Here is a 22,592-nt window from a genome sequence, read left to right as displayed (position 1 = left end):
ATGATTCGAGGAGTCGTAAAGACTATCGTCAAGAAAGGCGTCCTCATTCTGGTATTACCCCTGTATGCCCTCTATTGGATGCTTTCAAAAGGCGGTAAGACTGACGCCGTATTCAGCGGCTTCTCCCAGTTTCTGAGTATCATTCCCGGCAAGCTGGGGATATACACCAGAGCAGCCTTTTACCACCTAGCCTGTCCCGACACCTCGGATGAAATTTCGATTGGATTCCTCACACTTTTGTCTCACCGCGACACGACAATACAAAAAGGGGTTTACATCGGCCCCCAATGTAATATCGGCAAATGTAAAATCGGGGCGGACACGCTAATCGGCAGCGGTGTCCATATTTTGAGTGGGAACAAGCAACATTTCTTTGAAGACGCCACTCAACCCATTCAGGCACAAGGTGGCGCATACCAGAAAATTTCCATCGGTTCCGACTGCTGGCTAGGCAATAGCGCACTGGTGATGGCTAACGTTCATGATGGCTGCATCGTGGCCGCAGGAAGCGTAGTTACAAAAGAGACGCCGAAACCTAAAATCATCATTGCCGGTAACCCAGCAAAAGCCATCGGTGACAGAATTACCAAGGAGCAGGCTTAGTGAAACCGACTTCCTTTTCTATAGCGCTTGGTCCCACACGCCTGAGCCTCCATGATGTTTCCTGTGTTTTCGAAGACTCGCACTGCAGCTTATGGGTTAACGTCGACAATCCGTATTACATTCAATACCAGACGGATCACACCGGGTTTTCGCTCTTCATGGGTGAGCGGACTGCATCGCCATTCGAAGAACCTGAAGCTACTCATCCTGGTGCTTCAGGAACCCTGATCCGTTACGATTCAACAACCCATCAGTTTCGTTTAAGCACTGACCGGCTCGGGACGGCCATTGTTTTCCATCGGCAACTTGGCGATGGTACATACTGCCTCTCAAACCGCCTCGAACACCTCATCTCTAATGAAACGACCGTCGAATGGCACTCGATTCAACAGTATCTTTGCCGCGGCTATACGCTAGATAGCAAAACGTTTTTCCAGGAGATTCAGCAAACGCTGCCAAACCAAGAGATCACAGTATCGCTGGATGGCCCAGTGCCCTCAGTGAGCGTCAGTGGTCGGACGAGAAGCTCAGATGATGATTCAGAAGATCCGGTTAATACCATTGCAGAGCGCCTAAGGGATCATCTCAGGAGCTCTCCACCAGGCGTATTGATGATGTCGGCCGGTTGGGATTCAAGAACGCTCCTTCTCGACGGGAGCACTCCATTTGCAACAGCCTATTCCCACGGCGACCTTTCAAGTCGAGAGTTACGGATTACGCAGAGACTCACAGGGTCTGTTCGGCTGGATCACATATTTACAGAGATCAGCCGGCTAGATTTTACACCACAGCTTCTTGAAAGCATGCTGAACGAAAATGGCTTTTGTGTTTTTCCTATCTGGTACCTCGCCGCACAGAAAATCAAAAAAATCTATGACGCGCCGTTGGTCAGCGGCGTGCTCGGCGAACTGTTAGGTGGCCATTACGGTTTACTCAGTTTGGGAAACCGGTGGCAAAAATTGAAATCAGCTCTGTTCATCTTTAACAAACAAAGGATCCCTGACCACCGTATTGAAGCAGCAGTCAGAAAATTCGCGTTGCCGCCGACCAGCCATTGGTTTTTGACCGACGACGCAAATGCGCATTTTTCCACATTGGCAGACAAAACGGCGCAACAAACCTATGACAGTCTGAGCCGCCAGTATCAGGAAACAAGGGATTGGCAGCTGGCTATCGAGCAATTCAATATGGACCACAGGGCTCGGCAATACATTCTGAAACAGGCACAAGCTGCATCGTGTTTGATCGGGTACCGCTTACCCTTCGCCGATGACAGAGCTGTTGAAGCCATTGGGAAGCTCCCTTTCAGCGAACGGGTTCATAACAAAACCAACCAAGAGATACTCCGACGCCACCACTCGGAACTACTAAAAGAGCCAATGTCTGCAACTCTGGTTGGCGCAAAATACCCGATCCCCATCCAAGAGTTGTCACGGGGAGTCCGGATCGTCAAAGAACTTCTATCCCGGCGGTTACGAAACAAAAGTCCTCAGCTTGGTTGGTTCAACTATGAACACTTGTACCAATCCTCCAGCTTATACGACATTATCGACAGCTTGCAGCATGAGATGTGGGATAAGGAAAAAATGAGGCTCACAATCAAAGACAACCCCAAAAATTCTATTGATGCGGGTTCAACACTTGATATGCTGGCTAAGGTAAAAACCGTGGACTACTACTTGGCTTTTGCCAAAAGGGAAAGATAAGCAATGAGAGGTGCGTTTGACTACGTCTATTACAATACGCCGTCTTGGGCTCAGAGCTTTCTAGTTTCAGTATATGGCTGCGATTTATATAGAAAACGCTATATCGGAATCTATAAAAAGATAAAGCAGGAAATTCTTGAGTTTAAGGAAGCAAGCAAGGATAAAATCGATGCAATGCAGCAAGAGAGGCTTCATGCGCTGATTCAATATTGTTACCGAAACATCCCTTACTACCAGAATATTTTTTCTGAATACGCCCTAAAACCTCAAGATATAACTTCAGTCGCGGATCTTCAAAAATTGCCAATATTGGACAAACAGGTTCTGCGGGAACACATAAGTCTATTTCGGCCTATTAACGGTAAAAGGCCCTTTATTGTTCAAAAAACAAGCGGAAGCACGGGCACCCCTCTTGCACTAGATGTAAACGAATACACATACAAGCTAGCGATGGCTCTTTTGGTAGATCATGAAGAGTCTCATGGTGTTCCTTTTCGTTCACGCAGAGCAACCTTTGCCGGGCGCATGATACAACCACTAAACAATCTAACTCCTCCTTTCTCACGTTTTAACTGGGCGGAAAATCAAAAAATTTTTTCTAGCTATCATTTAAGTTCTCGAACTTTCCCCTATTACAGAAAAGAGTTAGATAACTTTAAACCATTAGAAATTATCGGCTATCCCTCTGCCATTAGCGAATTGGCGACACATTATTTGGAAAAAGGCATCCGACCTCAATTCCAAGCTAAAGCAATAGTGACAAACTCAGAAAGTTTGCTTAGCTGGCAAAGAGACCGAATAGAATCTGCGTTTCAATGCCCCATATATGACTATTACGGCACGGCTGAATATGTGATTTTTGCAGGGCAAAATATATCTGGAATTTACAAAACGAATCCACTAATTGGAATTTCCGAGATAGTTAAAGAGAGTGATGATGCGCAAGAAGGTCGCATTATAGCAACGACCCTTAATAACTATGCCATGCCATTAGTTCGCTACGACGTAGGGGATACAGCAATCTCCATTGACGACAAAGGCAATTCGGAAGGAGTAAAATCTATAGTTCGCTTCAATGGTAGAAAGGATGATTATATTTTTACTCCAGACGGTCGAAAAATTGGTCGTATTGATCATATATTCAAAGGAGTATATGGCATTAGAGAAGCACAAGTAATCCAGAACTCTGTTACTCAATGCACAATTTTAATTTCTACTAGCAAAAAGATTCCAAACAATGAAAAACTGATAACTGAAAACTTCAAATCTCGAATAAGCGAAGAAATAGCCATAAATTTTGAATATGTAGAAAGAATACCCAGGGGGAAAAATGGTAAATTTAAGTCAGTAGTAGGAATCTCATGAAACCAATTGTATCTGTTATTATACCAGCCAAAAATGAAAAAGAATTTATTGGTCGCTGCTTAGCATCAATAAATTCTCAAAACTATCCAACAGAATGTCTAGAAATTATTGTAGTTGACAACAGTTCAACCGATGAAACGGCTGACATTGCAAAGAAAACCGGCGCATTAGTTATTGAAGGAGCGAAAGGCTATGTTGGCGCGGTCAGAAATCAGGGCGCGCGCAAAGCATCTGGACAATTTCTTGCTTTCATAGACGCAGATTGCATTATAGATAATGACTGGGTTAATCGAGCCGTCAATCTTGCCACAGCTCACCCTAATCACGTATTTGGAGGGGGGTGTCTAATTCCCAGAGAAGCAAATTGGCTAGAAAAAAACTGGTTACTTGGAGAAGGAATAAAACGAGTTCCAAAAGAACTTATTGGTGCCAGTATCTTTATCTCAAAAGAAACCTTTGAATCTATCGGCGGATTTAACGAACTACTATCATCAGGAGAGGATACCCAGCTTTCTGTAGACCTGAAATCGAAAGGCTATTCCATTAAAATGACGCAAGAATTATCTGTAACTCACCTTGGTAATGCAAAGACACTCCGCCAATTTTTTATGCGCCAAATTTGGCACTCTGAAAATTATTTCAACAATTTATCCGCATCCATTAAGGACCCAGTATTCATTCTTATTTCCCTGCACATTTTTCTCTTCACTTTATTTCTCATCGGACTTATAACATTAAGTCCCAGCAAGTTATTCGCAGGATTATCGGGAATGTTTTTTATACCGGCAGCATTTTCTTTCAAAAGAATATATCGAAGCGGAGTTAAAAAAATAAGCAAAAAGCAAATATTTTCAATATATTTTATAGATATAATTTATGTAACCGCAAGAAGCTGCGGCCTACTACTCAGTCTTGTAGGCCGCAGGTTAAATCGATGACGCTATTTCACTGATACATTTGAAGGTGGATTAGGAGCATTGCCAAGCCTATTAGCAGGCAAATCATCCCTAACGACGACGTCATCTATTGAATACCATTCAGTATGCTCATCAGAGCGTGGATACGTAGTAAAGAAATCATTTCCACCAAACTTTATTGCAGTGAAATTCTGGCTAGCAGACATATCAGCTTGACGCCAAGGTATAGCATCATTTTCAAAAATTAGACTTCCATTAAACCACTCTTTAAGAATGCCATCCTGAACGCCGGGTTTAGAATTCACTTTGACAAAGAATTCCATATGATTCCACGCCGAACCAAATACCATATCGTGCGTAGCAACACCGCCATCAGGAATTATTCCGCCACTCACCCGATCCAGGATCTGAGGTTTATTATCTACGACGCCGTCAGCATTTAAATCATATGGACAATTAGTATAGTTAGCATTATATGTGTTATAACCATCATAATTGCAGCCACCGTTACCAATATTTGGATTAGAAAAATGTGCACCTGGCTTAGGCGCTAAAAATAATCCATTTCTCAAACCGCTGCCCGTAGGATAACTAACCCAATCCCAAATAAAACCCATTCCGATATTGCTCCAGTAATCTGGACCGATAGTGTCTGGAGCATAGGATCCAATCCTGAATATTTTTGTATGTCCATCAGGAGTCCAACCGGGCTGAAATTTAATCCAAAAACTAACATAGAGTTGATCGTAACCTGGCGAAAAGTTTTTCGCGAGCTCCGCATCACTGGACCAAGCGGTACTTCCACTACCCCGCAAGATTACTAATGATTTTCCGGTTCCACCACGGGCCTTATCACTATTAGCCGATGTAATTTGCAAGCCGCTTTTCCCAGCAAACAATGACCACACGGAAACCGCATCCCAACCTTTGGGAACAGTGTCTCCTCTACTGGCCCAAAGTTCATGGTTAGAACCAGATAGGTAGTTATCGGCAATATAGTCAGGTTGATTATCAAAATTATCTTGGAAAATAACCCCAGCCGAAACCGCTGGAGCAAATGAAGTTGCAAGCCATGCTGCGGCGCCAAGGCCGATTGCTTTACGGAAAATGCTCATATCAACGATTCCCAATATTCAACACCCAAGTTTAAGAACACTCGCCAGCACTGAGGCTATAACCATCGAAGCGAAGCTCAACTTCACCGGCCCTGCGACCGATCTCTCATTTAACGAAGTTTAGCATTTACCGGCCCATGATAAGGCCACAAACCTCATACCAAATGATCTAATTCTCAAGATTACATATTACTAAATTTCATATAATTACTTTACAAAACCGGACATGCGTATTTAACGGTCCGAGCCTTTCCCAAGACACTAATTTTTCAACGCTTTCAGGTAGAAACGAGGAGAAATCCCCTTGGAAAGGCCCTTGGACTCCAGCCAACGCCGCTGAGCTTGAAAGCGTTCCCATCCATTATCAGCGCCGTCGTACAATAGCTTGGTGACTTCCGCACCAATGGCCTCATCAAGACGTCCCTGCTGCTCCACGGACAGGTCTTTGTTACTTAGCTCCAATCGAATCATATTCAACGCGACGATCGCATTCCTCCTGAGTTCAATCCAGTGGGATCGCCCTGTTCGGCTCGCATCATGTTCACGGTAAAAATGCGTGACGGCAAGCGTATAGGCTGAAGGCCCACAAAGAGAAAGGCGGCAGAAAAACTTGCGATCTTCACTGGAAACGAGCCCAACAGGAAAGAGTCCCGCGCGGTATGCCGCTTCCTTTTGAAGCACGGCCCCGCTACAGGACACGAAGCTCCCTTTCAGTAACTCGGAGAACAGGTCACCAGATACGTATCGAATATCCGGGACCACCTCCTCATAATCCAGGCTCATCAAACGAGTCTTTTCCAGAAAGGTGTCGCCGGTTACATTACCATCCGATAAAGGGCGTCGATTGCCGAAAAAAAGTGTCAGCTCTGGCTTAGCGTTAAACGCTCTCAACGCCAGCGAGAGAAAGCATTGATCATAAAGATCATCAGCGTCCAGCATTGAAATTAAGGGTGTGCTAGCCAAAGAAAAACCAAGATTTCTCGCATTGGAGACTCCGGGGCAACTCGTCTTAACTATACGTAAAGGAACCTTCCGCTCTGCTGCGAGGCCCTGGATAACTTCGTAGCTTTTGTCCGAAGACGCGTTCTCAACGATAAGTATTTCTTTTGGTCTTTCTGTTTGGGCCTCCACGCTACAGATTGCATCTTCGATAAAGCGCTCACAATTGTGTGCGGGAATCACCACTGTAATATCTTGACCGGAAAAATTTTGGGTCATTCGCTAGTTGCCTTTGAAAAACTCTGCCAATCAAAGTATAGGGGGCGAAATCAGCCTAGCTGCTCCGTACAGAAACCCGCTGGCCTATGCTATATTCTGCCCGTCGTTCACTACCTACGGAAAGGTTGTTTATGTCAGCGTTACGAGTGCTAACCGTTTTTGGCACCCGCCCCGAGGCTATAAAAATGGCCCCCTTGGCACTCCTTCTTGCAGAAGACTCTCGTTTCGACGCAAAAGTTTGCGTAACGGCGCAACATCGGGAGATGTTAGATCAGGTTCTGGAGCTCTTTCATATATCCCCGGATTTCGACCTAAACGTTATGAAAGCAGGCCAGACACTGGGCGAACTGACCGCTCGCGTGCTAAGCGGCATGGAGTCCGTGCTCGATGAATTCCGGCCGGACGTCGTTTTAGTGCACGGCGATACAACCACGACCTTTGCCACATCGCTGGCAGCCTACTATAAACAGATTCCTGTGGGTCATGTCGAGGCGGGCCTGAGGACCGGAAATCTTTATTCGCCGTGGCCAGAGGAAGCTAACCGCAAACTTACGGGTGCACTCACTCTTCTACACTTTGCCCCTACAGCTTTAGCAAGAAACAACCTGCTTCGCGAAGGGGTCGAAGACGCACGAATTACAGTAACGGGGAATACGGTGATCGACACGCTGCTTGCGGTTTCCGCCAAGTTAGACAATGATCGCCAACTCGACAAACAATTCGAAGAAGTGTTTAACTTCCTAGCCCCTGATAAGAAGCTCATTCTGGTAACCGGGCACAGGCGAGAAAGCTTCGGTAGTGGGTTCGAGCGAATTTGCGAAGCTCTTTCATCTATCGCAGAAGAACATACCGATACAGAAATCCTCTATCCGGTCCACCTCAACCCCAACGTACGAGAGCCCGTTAAGCGCCTGCTTGGCAGCAAGGATAACGTGCACCTTATCGAGCCTCAGGACTATCTGCCCTTCGTGTATTTGATGAGACGCTCGACTATTATCCTCACCGATTCCGGTGGCATTCAGGAAGAAGCCCCTTCACTGGGTAAGCCAGTACTCGTCATGCGCGACACTACGGAACGTCCGGAAGCGGTCGAAGCCGGGACCGTTCGGCTTGTCGGCACTGACGTTGAGCTCATTACGCAAGAAGTTCGCGAGCTTTTGACCAACACTGACGCATACGCAAGTATGGCTCATGCCCACAACCCCTATGGTGACGGGAAGGCCAGCAAACGCATCGTCGAGACACTGCTTCAGTCGTGGCAATAATCCAACCGGATCAAAAATAAGGTTAATCGCATGACGATCAAGAAAATTGTGGTGATGGGTCTAGGTTACGTAGGATTGCCAACCGCTGCGGTATTCGCCTCGCGCCGAACTCACGTTCTCGGCGTCGACGTCAATCAGAATGCGGTTAACATGATCAACCAGGGAAAGATTCATATCGTAGAACCCTCACTGGATATCGTCGTTCGCGCTGCGGTGACTGAGGGCTACCTACATGCGGATACCCAACCACAGGAAGCGGATGCGTTCCTTATTGCTGTGCCCACACCTTTCAAAGGCGACAAAAAGCCGGACTTATCCTATGTGGAAAGCGCATCCAGAGCCATCGCACCTTATCTTCGCCCTGGAAACCTCGTAGTGTTGGAGTCGACATCACCGGTTGGTACAACCGAACAAGTGTCCGCTTGGATTGCCGATGAACGTCCAGATCTCAAGGTACCCCACATACATGGGGATTCAGCAAACATTAATGTCGCTCATTGTCCTGAACGGGTACTGCCCGGCCAGGTCATTAGAGAATTGGTCGAGAACGATCGTGTAATCGGAGGCATTACGCCCGCCTGCTCAGCAGCTGCTTTTTCCCTCTATAAAATGATCGTTCAGGGTGACTGCATCACCACTACCGCGCGTACGGCGGAGATGGCTAAGCTTACTGAAAACAGCTTCAGAGATGTCAACATCGCCTTTGCGAATGAACTTTCGATGATTTGCGACAGTTTGGGTATTAACGTATGGGAAATGATCTCCCTCGCTAACCGTCACCCCAGGGTCAACATACTTCAGCCCGGACCCGGCGTCGGAGGCCACTGCATCGCCGTTGACCCATGGTTTATTGTCGATAGCTGCCCCGAGTATGCACGCATTATCCGTATGGCCCGGGAAGTCAACGACAACAAGCCCGGATGGGTCATCGGGAAGGTTCAAACGTTACTGCAGCAACTGCACGCCACTGCCCCCAACAGAAGCCGCGCCGATATAAAAGTGGCTTGCCTGGGCGTGGCCTTCAAACCAAATATCGATGATTTGCGTGAAAGCCCCGCCCTTCGCATCACACAACAGATCGCTGAACTTGGTTGCTCAGTACTCGTCGTAGAACCAAATGTCGACAAGCTACCTGAGTCGCTAGCCCGCTCGAATATTACGAAAGTGGCCATGGAAAACGCACTGGCAGATGCCGATATCCTCTGCGTACTGGTGAAGCATGCGCCATTTGAAGCTGTGCGTGCGGAGTTGAGCGAAGTGAAAAACTTGGTTGACGCCGTAGGCTTGACTAACTGAAACGCACTTACGCTACGCATGGAATAGCCGTCTAATGACCGCAATAACCAAGGCAGACCTCAAAGGAAAAAACATTCTTTTCATTGCCTACTTTTATCCTCCTGTCGATAGCACGGGGGTTCCAGGGGCAATGAGAACCGTTAAGTTCATTCGGAACATGACAAATGGCAGTTTCCACGTCCTAACCACCCCACCTCGCGTCGATGAGAAAAGCTCTGCACTGGGTCATCTATCGCTTCCGGTCAATGGCGAGAAAATTTACCGCATTAATGCATGGGATATCTTCAAGTTATTGCTGGCGTTCCGCCAAACCTTGAAGAGTCTGCTTCGGAGAAAGACGCCTGATTCCGACGCTTCAACCAAACCGACTTCCGATCCGTTTAAGTCTGGCAGCAGAAACGAGGATTCACCGGGAGTGCTGCAACGATTCAAGGACTTTATTTACAACGCTTGCTATTTTCCCGATCAGGCCGGCCCGTGGATACTTCCTGCCATTAAAAAAGGGCGCAATCTGATCAAAAAGGAAAAAATCGACGTTATTTTTGCGACCGGTTCTCCCTGGTCTGGGCTCATAGCCGGGTACTATCTCAGCAAGCTTACGAGAAAACCTTTAATTGTCGACTTCCGCGACCCTTGGATGAATAACCCCTTCCACCACTCGAAGGGAAAGCTCCTCGACGGAATTTCGGCAAAACTTGAACGAAAAGTTATCGCTCATGCGTCAGCGGTTTCCCTCAATACCATAGCACTCTATGACGACTTCGTTCGCCGTTACCCCTTCGTATCCGAAAATAAGTTTTTCGTCCTGCCTAATGGTTTCGACGAAATCGATTTTCAAGATATTGAACCCCAAAATACTCACGAACCATCCAATGCTATTACCATATGCCATACCGGGTTCCTTTATGGTGTCCGAGATCCATCCGTCCTATTGGAAGCCATCAAATCTGCAAATGTCGCCATCGGAGATCAGGGACCTCGGATTCGCTTTCAGCAAGTCGGCCAGGTGTCACTAGACTATGACATTGAGCAGCGCTACGCCGATATGATCGAAAACGGATCGCTGGTACTCGACCCGCCGACATCTTACAAAGAATGCTTGCAGATTCTTAAAAACTCGGATTGGGTCGCCAATATTCAGCCCAACACAAATACCCAAATCCCTTCGAAGCTTTACGACTACTTGGCGCTAAGAAAACCCATCATTAATATCACCCCTCAAAGCGGTGCGCTCGGTCGCCTTGTTAAAGCGAAAGGTTTAGGCGAACTTTTTGATTTTAATGAAGTTGACGCACTGACAAATCGACTAATAGAGATTTCTCAGAATCACTCCGAATGGAATAATTTTTCTGGCTATAACAGCCGCGCAGACTTTTTATGTTCAAAAATAACTGAAGATCTAGCAAATAGAATAAATTCCATCTCATCCTCATAAATTCACATCGAAGGATAAGTAGTTTATGAGCGAGATACGCAAAGCGCTTCTACACTCTATTCTAAACAGCTACTCGTTGAAGGTTCTAGCCATAGCATCGAGCGTCATCGTCGCTCGCCTGCTTACGCCGAGCGAAGTAGGTACTTACGCTATAGCCAGTTCATTAATTGTATGGCTATCTGAAATCAAACTAATGGGCGCAAATCTTTATATAATACGAGAGAAAAATATAGATACCAACAAGATACGATCTTCGTTAGGTGTTTCTATTATATTATCCTGGCTTATAGGTTTTATACTTTTCTTTTCATCAACAATTATTGCTGATTTTTTTGCAAACCGCGACGTTGGGAATATCATAAAAATCTTGGCCGCAACCTTCATCCTATCGCCTTACACCAGTGTTTACCAAGCATTACTAACCAGAAAGCTAAAATTCAATATATTATTGAGGATAAATATTGCCTCATCCATTATCAGCATAACTATAACTATACTCTTAATATTATATGGCTTTTCATTCTACTCTCTTGCACTTGGATTCTTATCCAGAGAAATTATATATTTTTTTGGAATTCGATTTAATACTCATAAGGGAACTCCAGTAATACCCAACTTCCACAACTCATCCAAAATAATTAAGCTCGGCCTATATAGTTCTACATCAGGACTTCTAAGAAAGGCCCAGTTTACATTTCCAGACCTACTAATTGGACGTTTTGGAACGACTGCCCAAGTTGGGATCTTTTCAAAAGGTTTAGGGTTCGTCGAGTTTGTCAACGAAGCAGTATCTTCCGGTACGACTCCAATTTCGTTACCTTACCTTTCAAAAAACAATCAATCACCGGCAGCGATGGAGCTTGCCTATAGGAAGGCTTCGGTTTTTTCCACAGCTCTCATATGGCCGGTTCTCGCTGTCGTGTCAGTGTTTGCTAAGCCGGCCATTATCGTGCTTTTTGGAAATCAATGGATCGAAGCTGCACCACTTGCCGCAATCATCGCCATATCCGTTATCATCAAAGAAGCTCATTTATATTCCAATCAATATATCGTAGCATCTTCCAAAGAGCACTTTCTCATTATAAAAGATGCTCTTATTTTTTTGGCTTTCATCATATCTTTAGTCCTTTATTTCCGCTACTCACTCATAGGGCTCGCGTACTCGTACCTACTAACGTCGCTTTTTAGCTTAATGATAACAACTTTAATTCTGAAAATGGCTACCAATTTCAGCGCCAAAATATTCATTAAATCGATAATCCCGAGCTTAAATCTTACAATAATTTGCCTTATTTTTTCCGAGATACTTAAAAGGGCCATAGATCATTTTAGTCTAAACCCCTACCTTACGATATCAATCGTCGCACTAATAATGCCTATATTCTGGCTATCTGCAGCCACACTAACAAGACATGCAATATCCCATGAGATCAAAGACATAATAAATAAAATTATGTCGAAATTTAAAAAGCAAAAAGATAAAAATTAAAAATACTTCACTTTATAGTGGAAGAGTTAATAAAATGAAGCCAATAGCAGTAGTAATTCCCTACTATCAGAACGATGGCTTTCTCCTCAGCCGATGCATTAATTCTATATTTAGCCAAACAATTGAAAGTGACATTAAAGTTATCATCGTTGACGACGAAAGTCCTTTTCCTGCGGATAAAGCTTTGCAGGGTGTAACTCCACCCAAGAACATCTCTGTCGAAATTTTGAAGCAATCTAACGCAGGCCCTGCATTTGCTCGTAACAAGGCACTAAAGAGCATCCATAGCGATATTTCTTTCGTTGCTTTTTTGGATTCTGATGATTATTGGACTCAAGACCATTTAAAGAGAGCGATTGCTGCCCTAGGATCAAATTTTGATTTTTATTTCTGTGACCGCATTGTGGAAGATGAAGAAATAAGCCTTTTCAACAAACATGACTTTATAACTAGCGCTAAACACTCAGAAGGCTCCGCTCCAGGTTTTTTAACGATAAACCATGAGGAGTTTCAGGAAACAATAATTAAAGGTTATGTAACGACATCTACAGTTGTTTTTAGACACCAGCCATTCAAAGATCTTTTGTTTCCGACTCAATTCTGCAGATTTGGCGAAGATCAATTTTTGTGGCTTAAAATGGCAGCAGTGGCAAAAAAAGCCGTATATTCAACCGGTGTCGGCGTAATTTATGGAAAGGGAGTAAGCATATATTCTGACCAAAGCTTTGGAACAAAAAAGGACTTCCTACGACTAAAAGATGAAATCCTTTTCCGAAAGAAATTCCTATCGGAATTTAGCGAACATAGAAAGTCATGCGAGCTAATGAAGAGCAGGCTCCATCTAGCACGTAAAAATATTTCTTGGAATATTTTACATCGCCTGAGACGAGGTGGCCTTGCAAGCTTTCTGCAACTGACAATAGCTGACCCAGTGTCTTTATTTTATATAACAAAATCCGCCATAAAAAAGACCATAAATTAAAATAAAAATATAACCAATTAACAAATATCAACCAACAATTAAATATCTAACAAAATTCGCCATACAAATCATCATACTGACTTATCATCTTATCTACAGAAAAGCGCTCTTTAAATACAATCCTGCAATTTATTTTCATTGTTTCATAAAGATTTGTATTTGAATTCAATTCCTTGATTGCATCCGCAAACGCCGCTGCATCATCGCTCTCTACGAGCATTCCCGTTTCAAGATGTGTCACGATCTCTGGATTACCCCCAACGTTTGTCACTACCGAAGGAATTTCTAAGCTTAATGATTCTAATAGAGTCATTGACGTGCCTTCGGTGTGAGAGGACAGCAGAAACAAGTCCATTGACGCCAGATAGTCCTTAGGTAAACTTATGAACCCAGTAAAAATTACCCTATCAGACACACCCAAGGTAGACGACAATGCTTCCAACTTTTTGCGATCAGGTCCATCACCAACCATTAGAAGCCAACTATTGGGTATATCCTCAATAATCTGAGCAAATGCGTTGAGCATCATTTCCTGATTTTTTACCGGGTCCAATCTCGCGACGGTTCCAATAACATATGCATCCTGGGGTATCCCCAGCTTATATCTAACCTCCGCTGTCTTCTCTGGTGAGCTTTTTAATGCCTGAATGCCGTTATATATAACTCGAACCTTAGCTTTCGGGATGAATTCATATTTTGACAATGCCTCGCGAGTCGCGACAGAAATCGCAACAACAGCATCACTAGAAAGCGCCATAATAGGATTAACAAGTGCCGCTTTATATCGATAGCGATCTGGATAAAAACGTCCATGCTCCGTAAAAACAACTTTAGTTTTACGGCCTATAGTAGCCAACCAACCGTAAACAAATGGCGTATACTGATGGCAATGGACGATATCGATATTATGATGACGAATGAGTCTTTTAAGCGCCATTACTAAGCCCAAATCCAATCCGGGCTTTCTGCGCATAGCCTCTACGGATATACCCTCTGCAGATAGAGCTTCCCCAATCGGCCCGATAATTCCATCAATACAAACAATGCGGTTCCTGTATTTATTATTAGGTAGGCACGTCACCAACTGACGAATCACCTGTTCGGTGCCACCAATCCCCATATTGAAAGTTATATGTAGTATATTTAGCATCAAAAGTATCAACCGAATATGAGAGGCGAGGCCGCCCTAGATGAGAATTACTATAATTTGGCCTTTTCTCCATAAGGTCCCCACCAAAGAGCAAAGGCAAGTAAGGTCCATAGCTCTTGTGTATGGCGGTCGCTACCGGACAAGTGAATACTCCAAAGATCTCTTACCGCATCCATCTCAAAAAAGAGCGATAGTCCCCCATTCTGCGCCGTCAACAAAGATTCTGCGATTGAACGAATTTCGTTGCGAAGCCAGTCGGCAAGCGGCACGGAAAACCCCATCTTTTTGCGGTAAAGAATATCTTTAGGGAGGTCACCCTCAAACGCCTTCTTAAGAATATATTTCTTCTCCGCACCAAGGAGCTTCAGCGAAGAGGGCACCGAAGCGACATACTCGACGACGCGATAATCGAGGAGCGGCGCCCGTGTTTCGAGGGAGTTCGCCATACTCATGCGGTCGACCTTTACCATCACATCGCCGGGTAGGTAGGTTTTGAAGTCGGTATAAAGGATGCGCGACAGGTGGTCGTCCGTATCCGCGTGATGATAATGACCACGAGTGATGTCGGCGGGGTCATAGTCTTGGGTTTCCCGGGCCAATCTACCCTTCGCAATACGCTGCCACACCAGGGGGCTGCAAAAGCGATTACTAACATAAAATGCAGTCGCCGGATCCAGAGCCAGGGTATTCAAGAGTGAGGTGGCACGACGCGCCTGCCGGAAAGGGAAATGATTCAGCATCGCGGCAAGCGGCGGGAAGACGTGCTGCCGCAATGCGGATGGAAATAGTTTACGCAGCCGGTTTTCGACAGCATCGGTATGGTATTTCGTATAACCGGCAAAGTTCTCGTCCCCGCCATCGCCGGCTAACGCTACCGTTACCTTCTGTCGCGCCAGTTGAGACACAAAATACGTCGGGACGAATGAGGGATCGGCAAAGGGTTCGTCAAAAAAACGGGCGATCCCTCGCAGGTTATCCGCAACAGAGGCTCGCACCGTGAATTCATGGTGGTCGGTATGAAAAAGGTCCGCGACCTGCCGTGCATAGTGGACTTCATCATACCGCTTGGAGTCGAAGCCGATAGCGCAAGTCGTTACCGGGGTCGCTGACTCGCCTGCCATCAATGCCACCACCGCACTCGAATCGACACCACCACTCAGGAAAGCACCGAGCGGTACATCACTGATCATTCTTAGCCGAACCGCTTCGTGGAGTTTCTCTCTCAATCCTTCGGCAAATTGCTGTTCTGATCCCGGGTGAACCTTGCCAAAGCTGATATCCCAGTATGCGCCGCTTTTAACGGTCGAACCTTCGATGGTTAACCAATGGCCAGGAGGAAGTTTGTGCACTTCCCGATAAATAGACTTCGGGTCTGGAATATATTGGTAAAAGAAAAAATCCTTGATCGCATCATATCGGATGGTGGTTTTGACGAAAGGGACCTCGTGTAGCGCCTTGATTTCCGATGCGAACGCAAACTGGCCGTTGTTGTGGTAGTAGTAGAGCGGCTTCTTGCCCAGGCGATCCCGCACCAGGAAGAGACGCTGACGCTGGGTATCCCAAATAGCCGCGGCAAACATTCCGTTCAGCTTTTGCAGGCAATCGATACCCTCCAACTCGAACAGCGTGACAAAGACTTCCGTATCCGTCTGTGTACGAAATTGGTGGCCTTGCGCCTCGAGCTCCCGTCGCAGCACTTGGAAATTGTATATCTCGCCGTTGAACGCAATCAGGTGCCGCCCGGACGCGGACGCCATTGGCTGGGTACCTGCCTCGCTGAGGTCGAGAATACTGAGCCGCCGGTGGGAAAGACCCACATGATCGTCAAGATACACGCCACCGGCATCCGGGCCGCGATGAATTATGGCCAGGCCCATTTGCTCGAGCCATCGCCGATGATGCTCTCTATCGGGCGTGTCGGGGTTACGCAGAAAACCGGCGATACCGCACATTTCAACCAGGCCTCCTGTCCGGCTGTGCCGCTAACCTGCGATGATCCCTGAGTTCACGGAAAAGCGCCTCATATTCACGCGCCATGCGGGCGGCGGAATATTCACGGTCGATCTTTTCCCGCGCCGCAGAGGTCCATGCTTTAGCGCTTAAGGGGTTATTAATGACGCGTTCGCAGCAGGAGGCAAGCGCGTCACGATCTCCCAGCGGCGCCAGCAGGCCTGTGACATCGTGTTCAATCAACTGATCAACGCCGGGAATATCGTAACCCACCACGGGTACGCCGACGGACATTGCTTCCATCATGCAGCGGGGAATGCCCTCGAGAGAAGACGTCATCACGAACAAATCGAACTGCGACAGTAACTCCAGGCGGTCAATCCGAAAGCCAAGAAAATTAATCGCATCACGGCTGGCCAGGTTTGCGGCCTGCGCTTCAAGTTCCAGTCGCTTGTCGCCATCACCCACCAATACCAAACGTAGATGTGGGTATTTTTCATAAAGTCGATCAAAGACAGCCAGCAGCTCGGGGACCCCCTTACGATCAATCATCTGACCGATGAATCCAATGGTGAAGGTCGTTTGCTGTTTCCACTCGCTACCCCGGTCGACGTGCTTAATGTCAGCCATCGCCTGATCAATTTCTTTGAGGTCTACACCATTGCGGATGAACCGTGTCTTCTTAACCGGCACATGGATACGGCGCATATCGGCGACCAGTTCATCGGAGAGCGGCGCAACCGTATCGAAATATCGCAGCGCAAAGGTACCCATACGAACGAATGTCGCCAGCTTGAAGTTCATGTTGTTTGGGAATCCATGAGGCGTACTGACGCAGGCAATACCCATGCGTTTGGCCGCAATAACACCGAGAATATCGGATTTATAGCCGTGCGTATGGATTACGTCGATGCGTCTTTCGCCGATAATTCGGCAAAGCTCACGAACGACACGCCAATCAAAACGGCCTCGCATGGGCAATTTATGGATTTTCCCAGCCTCACTCGGGAAATAGTCGAGCACCGAGAGATCCTGACTTCCTCCTTCGTCACTAACAGCTAAATCGCAAACGACCTGATCGTAATCGACATTATTTGCCAGGGCTAAAATCCAGCGCTCCGCACCATAAAATCCAGCAGGCGTGATAAATTGAAGTACACGGACCTGGCTCATGTTTTTACCTTATTACGTAGAACGCGCTTAGACACTTTTGCCTCTTGCTGCCTTTCTAATTCAGGCCTCAGATAATATATATTCGTACCAGCCGCCACTAACAATACGAACCAATATAATATTTCTGCTCTAAACTGATTGATAAAAGTACTTGTAACCAAATATCCGATGAGCCCACATTCTAAGGCCAACAGTTTGAAGAAAGCTGCATAGTCCTTTTCCGCAAGTATTGCCCTACGAGCTCTTCTAGATAGCCTATACAAAGTGAACAGCATAGACAGAAATATGATCATCCCATGCCACCCTACTTCAGTGAGTCCCTGAAACCAAAGCGAGTGGACCGCTCTATAATGAACACCGCCACGCTGTTCATCAGTTAAATAGTGTGAGGACAGAACGTTAAATCCATAAATACCCAACCCCAAAGGATGATCCTTCATCATTTTGAGAGCAGCGAACCAAAACTGAATTCTCCCTCGCCCACTATCTTTGTCATGAGCATTATCGATAGTAGACATTCGCTGCCAAAACAGGTTATCGGCCACATAGAAGAAGCCACCGATCCCCAAAGCAATGATGAATATGGCAACTCCTCTCTGCCCTGGCTGGCGATGCCGAGAAAAAATCATGTAAAGAAGGTAAATAGATGTACTTACTGAAGCGCCTAAAAAAGCACCGCGACTATTGAAGAGTACTAAACCATTCGCAATAAGAGCGCCGCAAAAAATGCATAGTACCTTAATTTTTTTATTTCCCATCCACGCAAAATATAGAAGCAATACACCTGCGGGTACCAAGGCCGCAGCGACTGGATTCACATCCCCCCCCGTCGACGGAAGTGCTATACCCTCAACACGATCTCCAGCGTTACGCCCAGTACTGGTCGCCAAATAACCAATGTAAGTGCAGCCGATGATGTATGCCCATAAAGACCAATCCAAAGACTTTTTTGTATTTATCAACTTATATGCTGCAAAAACAACTACGACAAGCTTCATGAAGTCGTAGGTGAAACGCTGCTGCATATACATATCAACAGCCCAGAAGTATGCCAAATAGTAACACATCAAAAGCGCCGCCAGCCAGATCAGTGCTGGATGCCCCTTCCAAGGGTTGAACTTTGAAAGTTTTTGATAATTAAAAGCTAAAACCAAAAGCATCAATATAGATGATATAAAAGAATAACTTATATCTGGAAGTTGATGCCCCCACCAGCGCTCTTTAGGGTCCAGGAAATATACTAACTGATAGAGTAAAAATGACAGAGAACTGTCATAAAATAATGCGCCAATAATACCTACACCAAAGATACCCAAAAATAAAAGGGCAAGCTTACTCAATTTACAGTCTCCCCTTATTAGGCATTATTGCTTGCACAATATATTTATCCTATTGAAGGCTTTAACAAACATAGCCAATCCCCAGCCCCAACACAAAAAACAATATGAGGAGCAGCCACCAGCGGTTAACGCTTTCCCGAGAACCGTTGTTATCGATCATTAGGCCCCCATGGGACACCGGTCGAGCACTGCTCCAAGTCACCTGCGTTTCGCCTCTGGCTGCCTTGGCAATACCCTTTACCGCATAAAGGTTTACCATAACGAAATAATAAGGCACGGAAATCCAGACGGGTAAATCCTGCTTATCGCCAGCACGCTGCCCCTGAAAAGCCAACACCGTCAGGACAAGGGCTCCGGCGGTGATAACTTGAAATGGCCACAGGGCCCTGGCGGCCAAAAGCGTGCTCCCGCCGACACCGACCAGGAGAAAGAGCGGTATCAGCCAACGCAACAATTTGTGTGAAATCACCTCAACCGCGAAAATACCTACGGTCAGCGGATTCATCACCGACTTCACCCGCATCAAGCCCCGGATACTTCGATTAACGATACGCTCCTTACGCGCGATCTCCTTGTCGAAGCTGCCAGCCGTTTCCTCGAAACACTTTGCCTCCGGCTCGAATATTCCCCGGTAGCCCTTCGCTACGATCTGCAACGGATTGACGAAATCGTTGATATCCCGTTGTTGCAATGGCTCCCATAACTCGCGGCGGATTGCGTATATCGCACCATCACCGCCCACGACAGAGTGGAGCCTAGATTCCATCGATTTGATGGCAAGCTCGTAACGCCAATAAAGGTTTTCATTTTGTGCGCTAGCACCTTCACGGCCATCGGTATAGAGCGCGGCACCGACGACATACCCAACCCCCTCATCCGCGAAATTACGCACCAACATCCGGAGGGCATCGGCGGCATACATCGCATTGGCATCACTGAACACAACAATCTCGCCGGTTGCCGCCTCAAGGGCCAGGTTCAATCCCATGGTTTTACCGAGACGCCCTTCCTGGCGAATCAGTCTTACGCCCTGAGCGGCATATTCCTTGACGATATCGTCCGTCCCATCGTCCGAACCATCAGAAACGACGATGATCTCCAGTTTTTCGGAGGGGTAATCAAGCGCACTCGCGTTATCCAGCTTTTCGCGGATAACGCCGGCTTCGTTATAACAGGACACGATGAGCGAGACCGACGGCTCGATCAGCCCAACCCGGTGGGTACGTCGCGGGCGCCAAAGCGTCAATGTCCACAGCAGCACCGGATAGCCGAAATAGACATAGACGGGCACCAACAGACAAAGCATCGTGAGGGAAGTCAGGATTTCGGTCATAGGGTGATATATTTTCGAATACGAGGTCCTAGGTGATTGGCCAATGCCAGCGGTAATCGCTGCCACAACCATTCTATCCATGCCCTTATTTGCCGGGCTTGCCGGGACGGCGTCGTGGTCGTCGTCGGTAGGATGTCCCCTGCGGACGTAAGCTTATCCCACTGCAATGTGTAGGGCTTTGCCCCCCACTGCTGTTTAAACCGGTAAGTCCCCTCGCCCAACGATGAACGGCCAAAATCAAAGACCCGGCAACCGTTATCACTCAGGTAACTCAGTAAGGTCCAATACAGGAGCATGTTTGGGGCCAGACGATTGTACTCAGCCAGGGTGGACGCCCAGGGAATACTCGCAAGGTCCCCGCGACGCAACACCACGCCGCCCCCTACAACGGTTTCGCCCGAGAAAACCAGGCCAATCACCATGTCTGGGCCATAAGCCGCTTGTAGCGCTAGAAACCACGCCAGGCTATGTGTGGGAGAGCCCAGCCGCCTCATATTTGCGGCAAAAACCGGATAAAACGCCTTTACCGCCTCTGGCGTGCAGCTCACCGTCGCCGAGAGGCCATTCTTTTCCGCTTTTCGAATCTGACTGCGCAACTTCGGCTTATAGCTTTTGAACAGCGCCTCACTGCTTTCCGGTAATTCGCAGCGCATGCTGACTTTCGGAGCCTGCGCCACCGTCTCACTGTCAGGATCGTCATCCATCGAGCTTCCGGTTGTCCGCAACTGGGCCTCGGATAAACCGAGTTGCTGAGCCAAATGGCCGCCAGCGAGCCTCAACGACGCCTCAACGGATTCATCATCGGCAAGAATGCCGCCTATATCGCAAAACGGTAGCGACACAAGTGAACCGCTTCCCAAGGGAGGCTTGACGTAAACGAAGGGCAATACCCCACAGACGATGCCCTCGCGTTCGGCCAGGATGATCCAGGCCTGATGGCCGTATGCCGCCTCGACAGCCTTCAGCCAGGCCGAGTAATGGTAAGGTGAAGCACCTTCATGGGACTGGACATATCGGTCGTAGGCATCACTGTCGACGGCGTCCAGCCTCAGGCAACGGGTCTCTATCAATTTACCGGCTTTTGAATGAAGGTCCTCATCCTTCCTGTCGAGCGCTTCCCCTATCATGATTCAGGGCCCGCCTTTACCCCACCCAGCCATCGATTTCGGGCTCGCCTGGCGGCATCTTCAATTTTCAGCTTGAGACGGTCCCGCTGCAGTGACACTTGCACCAGATGGCGGTGCAAATGACCGAGATTGGCCTTGTAGCGTTCATCGCCACCCATAAAGTCGTAGTAGGTGAACCCGTGATGCCGGTAGTCTTCGATACAGAGTGAGTGCCCCAGCAAACCGGGGTGGAAGCGGTTGTCGTCCTCCTGCGTCATCCCACCCAGATAGAAATACACGACCTTCTCATAGAGGAGGTTGTAGAAGGCGGCAATATCCTCATCACCGGCGACGACGCGCACCAGGTCCACGCCACCGTGAGGCCATTGCTGTTCGATCATCGCTCGGTGGAAGCGCACGAAGTCAGGGTTTGCGAACCCACTTTCGTCCGGTCCACTGCCCCATCGCTTCAGGTGCAGCGGCCCTATACCGTCGAAGACCGCCAGCGCCTCCTCCAGCGAATCCGGCCGGATCAGGCGTAGCGGTCCGCGTTCCTCATAAAGACGTTGTGAGCGGCGAATCTGATAACGCGTATTCCGGGACAGCTCGCTCAGGTAGGTTTTTCCGGACTGGCGCAACGCATCGAGATCGACGCCATAACAGGGTGCATCCCAACGCACATGTGCATGCAGGCCAGTAATGGCCGCATATCGATTCGCCTCCTCCACCTCTATCGCGCCGACGACAAATTCGTCCCATTGGGTCATTTCATGACAGAGGTAATCCAGGCACGCATTCACCACTTGACGCTGGGCCCCTTGCTCCGCCAGAAAACCGTTGTATTCGATCCAGATTTGATCGAGCGCCCGCTCTCCCGTCTGGTGCAGCCGCAAGCACCGCGAACGGAGCACCCCATGGCGGACCTCTTCGGTTTCAACCACCAAGCCCATACCGATTAAGCGATTGCCATCGCGGACGCGTAAAACCTTCGCCGCGGGGCGATAGACCTGCAACCAGGGCCCCAGCCATTGCCACGATAAAAACACCGTGGGATGGGCGCGGCTTTCCAGCTCACGCCATTCCGCTTCCAGCGTGGGAATATCGTCAAGGCCACTGCATGTCACCGTCAGTTCGCCGGCCCCCATATGC

The 22,592-nt window shown here is 47.5% G+C and carries 18 protein-coding genes; 9 read left to right on the top strand and 9 right to left on the bottom strand.

Annotated features, from left to right (window positions below; genetic code table 11):
* The 4 genes from CLR77_RS13750 to CLR77_RS13735 are packed head-to-tail and all read left to right on the top strand — an operon-like array spanning position 1 to position 4,612.
* A complete protein-coding gene (locus tag CLR77_RS13750; RefSeq protein WP_097461239.1) occupies positions 1 to 603 on the top strand; it encodes an acyltransferase in 603 nt (200 codons plus the stop codon).
* Entirely contained in the window at positions 603 to 2,309 is a 1,707-nt protein-coding gene (locus tag CLR77_RS13745) for an asparagine synthase-related protein (RefSeq protein WP_097461238.1), read from the top strand. Before CLR77_RS13750 ends, CLR77_RS13745 begins: the two co-directional genes overlap by 1 nt.
* A 3-nt stretch (positions 2,310 to 2,312) precedes the next feature.
* Positions 2,313 to 3,674, top strand: a complete 1,362-nt coding sequence (locus CLR77_RS13740; protein ID WP_097461237.1) for a phenylacetate--CoA ligase family protein — start codon at positions 2,313 to 2,315, stop codon at positions 3,672 to 3,674.
* On the top strand, positions 3,671 to 4,612 hold the full coding sequence (locus CLR77_RS13735; protein WP_097461236.1) for a glycosyltransferase: 942 nt from the start codon (positions 3,671 to 3,673) through the stop codon (positions 4,610 to 4,612). The genes CLR77_RS13740 and CLR77_RS13735 overlap by 4 nt, the downstream gene beginning before the upstream one ends.
* Positions 4,613 to 4,614: 2 nt before the next feature.
* On the opposite strand, the gene CLR77_RS20035 is transcribed toward CLR77_RS13735, so the two are convergent.
* Positions 4,615 to 5,706: a hypothetical protein gene (locus CLR77_RS20035; RefSeq protein ID WP_143269418.1), complete on the bottom strand. Its 1,092-nt coding sequence runs from the start codon at positions 5,704 to 5,706 to the stop codon at positions 4,615 to 4,617.
* Between the two features lie 261 nt (positions 5,707 to 5,967).
* On the bottom strand, positions 5,968 to 6,924 hold the full coding sequence (locus CLR77_RS13730) for a glycosyltransferase family 2 protein (RefSeq protein ID WP_097461235.1): 957 nt from the start codon (positions 6,922 to 6,924) through the stop codon (positions 5,968 to 5,970).
* Between the two features lie 131 nt (positions 6,925 to 7,055).
* Here CLR77_RS13730 and wecB point away from each other — a divergent pair, with 131 nt between their 5' ends.
* The 5 genes from wecB to CLR77_RS13705 are packed head-to-tail and all read left to right on the top strand — an operon-like array spanning position 7,056 to position 13,391.
* Positions 7,056 to 8,189, top strand: a complete 1,134-nt coding sequence (gene wecB / locus CLR77_RS13725) for a non-hydrolyzing UDP-N-acetylglucosamine 2-epimerase (RefSeq protein WP_097461234.1) — start codon at positions 7,056 to 7,058, stop codon at positions 8,187 to 8,189.
* Positions 8,190 to 8,219: 30 nt separating this feature from the next.
* Positions 8,220 to 9,485 (top strand): UDP-N-acetyl-D-mannosamine dehydrogenase, encoded by a 1,266-nt coding sequence (gene wecC, locus CLR77_RS13720; RefSeq protein WP_097461233.1) that lies wholly within the window; start codon positions 8,220 to 8,222, stop codon positions 9,483 to 9,485.
* 34 nt (positions 9,486 to 9,519) lie between these two features.
* On the top strand, positions 9,520 to 10,920 hold the full coding sequence (locus CLR77_RS13715; RefSeq protein ID WP_097461232.1) for a glycosyltransferase: 1,401 nt from the start codon (positions 9,520 to 9,522) through the stop codon (positions 10,918 to 10,920).
* 25 nt (positions 10,921 to 10,945) lie between these two features.
* Positions 10,946 to 12,409, top strand: coding sequence for an oligosaccharide flippase family protein (locus CLR77_RS13710; protein WP_097461231.1), 1,464 nt, complete (start codon positions 10,946 to 10,948; stop codon positions 12,407 to 12,409).
* Between the two features lie 34 nt (positions 12,410 to 12,443).
* Positions 12,444 to 13,391 carry a glycosyltransferase family 2 protein gene (locus CLR77_RS13705; RefSeq protein WP_097461230.1) on the top strand — a complete coding sequence of 316 codons (948 nt, stop codon included), beginning with the start codon at positions 12,444 to 12,446 and terminating at the stop codon, positions 13,389 to 13,391.
* Positions 13,392 to 13,437: 46 nt separating this feature from the next.
* On the opposite strand, the gene CLR77_RS13700 is transcribed toward CLR77_RS13705, so the two are convergent.
* From CLR77_RS13700 to CLR77_RS13670, 7 genes are all read right to left on the bottom strand, one after another.
* Positions 13,438 to 14,541, bottom strand: a complete 1,104-nt coding sequence (locus tag CLR77_RS13700) for a glycosyltransferase (RefSeq protein WP_097461229.1) — start codon at positions 14,539 to 14,541, stop codon at positions 13,438 to 13,440.
* Positions 14,542 to 14,591: 50 nt separating this feature from the next.
* Positions 14,592 to 16,493 carry an asparagine synthase (glutamine-hydrolyzing) gene (gene asnB / locus CLR77_RS13695; RefSeq protein ID WP_097461228.1) on the bottom strand — a complete coding sequence of 634 codons (1,902 nt, stop codon included), beginning with the start codon at positions 16,491 to 16,493 and terminating at the stop codon, positions 14,592 to 14,594.
* A 1-nt stretch (position 16,494) separates the two neighbouring features.
* Positions 16,495 to 17,664, bottom strand: coding sequence for a glycosyltransferase (locus tag CLR77_RS13690; protein WP_097461227.1), 1,170 nt, complete (start codon positions 17,662 to 17,664; stop codon positions 16,495 to 16,497).
* The gene (locus CLR77_RS13685; protein ID WP_097461226.1) at positions 17,661 to 19,004 is read right to left on the bottom strand and encodes an O-antigen ligase family protein; all 1,344 of its coding nucleotides are present in this window, start codon (positions 19,002 to 19,004) and stop codon (positions 17,661 to 17,663) included. The genes CLR77_RS13690 and CLR77_RS13685 overlap by 4 nt, the downstream gene beginning before the upstream one ends.
* 61 nt (positions 19,005 to 19,065) lie before the next feature.
* On the bottom strand, positions 19,066 to 20,337 hold the full coding sequence (locus CLR77_RS13680) for a glycosyltransferase family 2 protein (RefSeq protein WP_097461225.1): 1,272 nt from the start codon (positions 20,335 to 20,337) through the stop codon (positions 19,066 to 19,068).
* Positions 20,334 to 21,464, bottom strand: a complete 1,131-nt coding sequence (locus CLR77_RS13675) for a FemAB family XrtA/PEP-CTERM system-associated protein (RefSeq protein WP_097461224.1) — start codon at positions 21,462 to 21,464, stop codon at positions 20,334 to 20,336. The genes CLR77_RS13680 and CLR77_RS13675 overlap by 4 nt, the downstream gene beginning before the upstream one ends.
* Complete coding sequence (locus tag CLR77_RS13670) at positions 21,461 to 22,588, bottom strand: GNAT family N-acetyltransferase (RefSeq protein WP_198962763.1); 1,128 nt, start codon at positions 22,586 to 22,588, stop codon at positions 21,461 to 21,463. Before CLR77_RS13670 ends, CLR77_RS13675 begins: the two co-directional genes overlap by 4 nt.
* Between the last annotated feature and the right edge of the window lie 4 nt (positions 22,589 to 22,592).

It is taken from the genome of Mangrovitalea sediminis (assembly GCF_002514725.1).
Taxonomy (GTDB): domain Bacteria; phylum Pseudomonadota; class Gammaproteobacteria; order Pseudomonadales; family Oleiphilaceae; genus Mangrovitalea; species Mangrovitalea sediminis.
This window is presented reverse-complemented; position numbering and strand designations above follow the sequence as displayed.

Bases quoted from the DNA above. Each gene is read 5' to 3' on its own strand.
- CLR77_RS20035 (WP_143269418.1), bottom strand. From the start codon at position 5,706: ATGAGCATTTTCCGTAAAGCAATCGGCCTTGGCGCCGCAGCATGGCTT.
- CLR77_RS13675 (WP_097461224.1), bottom strand. From the start codon at position 21,464: ATGATAGGGGAAGCGCTCGACAGGAAGGATGAGGACCTTCATTCAAAA.
- CLR77_RS13735 (WP_097461236.1), top strand. From the start codon at position 3,671: ATGAAACCAATTGTATCTGTTATTATACCAGCCAAAAATGAAAAAGAA.
- wecB (WP_097461234.1), top strand. From the start codon at position 7,056: ATGTCAGCGTTACGAGTGCTAACCGTTTTTGGCACCCGCCCCGAGGCT.
- CLR77_RS13700 (WP_097461229.1), bottom strand. From the start codon at position 14,541: ATGCTAAATATACTACATATAACTTTCAATATGGGGATTGGTGGCACC.
- CLR77_RS13705 (WP_097461230.1), top strand. From the start codon at position 12,444: ATGAAGCCAATAGCAGTAGTAATTCCCTACTATCAGAACGATGGCTTT.
- CLR77_RS13740 (WP_097461237.1), top strand. From the start codon at position 2,313: ATGAGAGGTGCGTTTGACTACGTCTATTACAATACGCCGTCTTGGGCT.
- asnB (WP_097461228.1), bottom strand. From the start codon at position 16,493: ATGTGCGGTATCGCCGGTTTTCTGCGTAACCCCGACACGCCCGATAGA.
- CLR77_RS13750 (WP_097461239.1), top strand. From the start codon at position 1: ATGATTCGAGGAGTCGTAAAGACTATCGTCAAGAAAGGCGTCCTCATT.
- wecC (WP_097461233.1), top strand. From the start codon at position 8,220: ATGACGATCAAGAAAATTGTGGTGATGGGTCTAGGTTACGTAGGATTG.
- CLR77_RS13680 (WP_097461225.1), bottom strand. From the start codon at position 20,337: ATGACCGAAATCCTGACTTCCCTCACGATGCTTTGTCTGTTGGTGCCC.
- CLR77_RS13670 (WP_198962763.1), bottom strand. From the start codon at position 22,588: ATGGGGGCCGGCGAACTGACGGTGACATGCAGTGGCCTTGACGATATT.
- CLR77_RS13690 (WP_097461227.1), bottom strand. From the start codon at position 17,664: ATGAGCCAGGTCCGTGTACTTCAATTTATCACGCCTGCTGGATTTTAT.
- CLR77_RS13730 (WP_097461235.1), bottom strand. From the start codon at position 6,924: ATGACCCAAAATTTTTCCGGTCAAGATATTACAGTGGTGATTCCCGCA.
- CLR77_RS13710 (WP_097461231.1), top strand. From the start codon at position 10,946: ATGAGCGAGATACGCAAAGCGCTTCTACACTCTATTCTAAACAGCTAC.
- CLR77_RS13715 (WP_097461232.1), top strand. From the start codon at position 9,520: ATGACCGCAATAACCAAGGCAGACCTCAAAGGAAAAAACATTCTTTTC.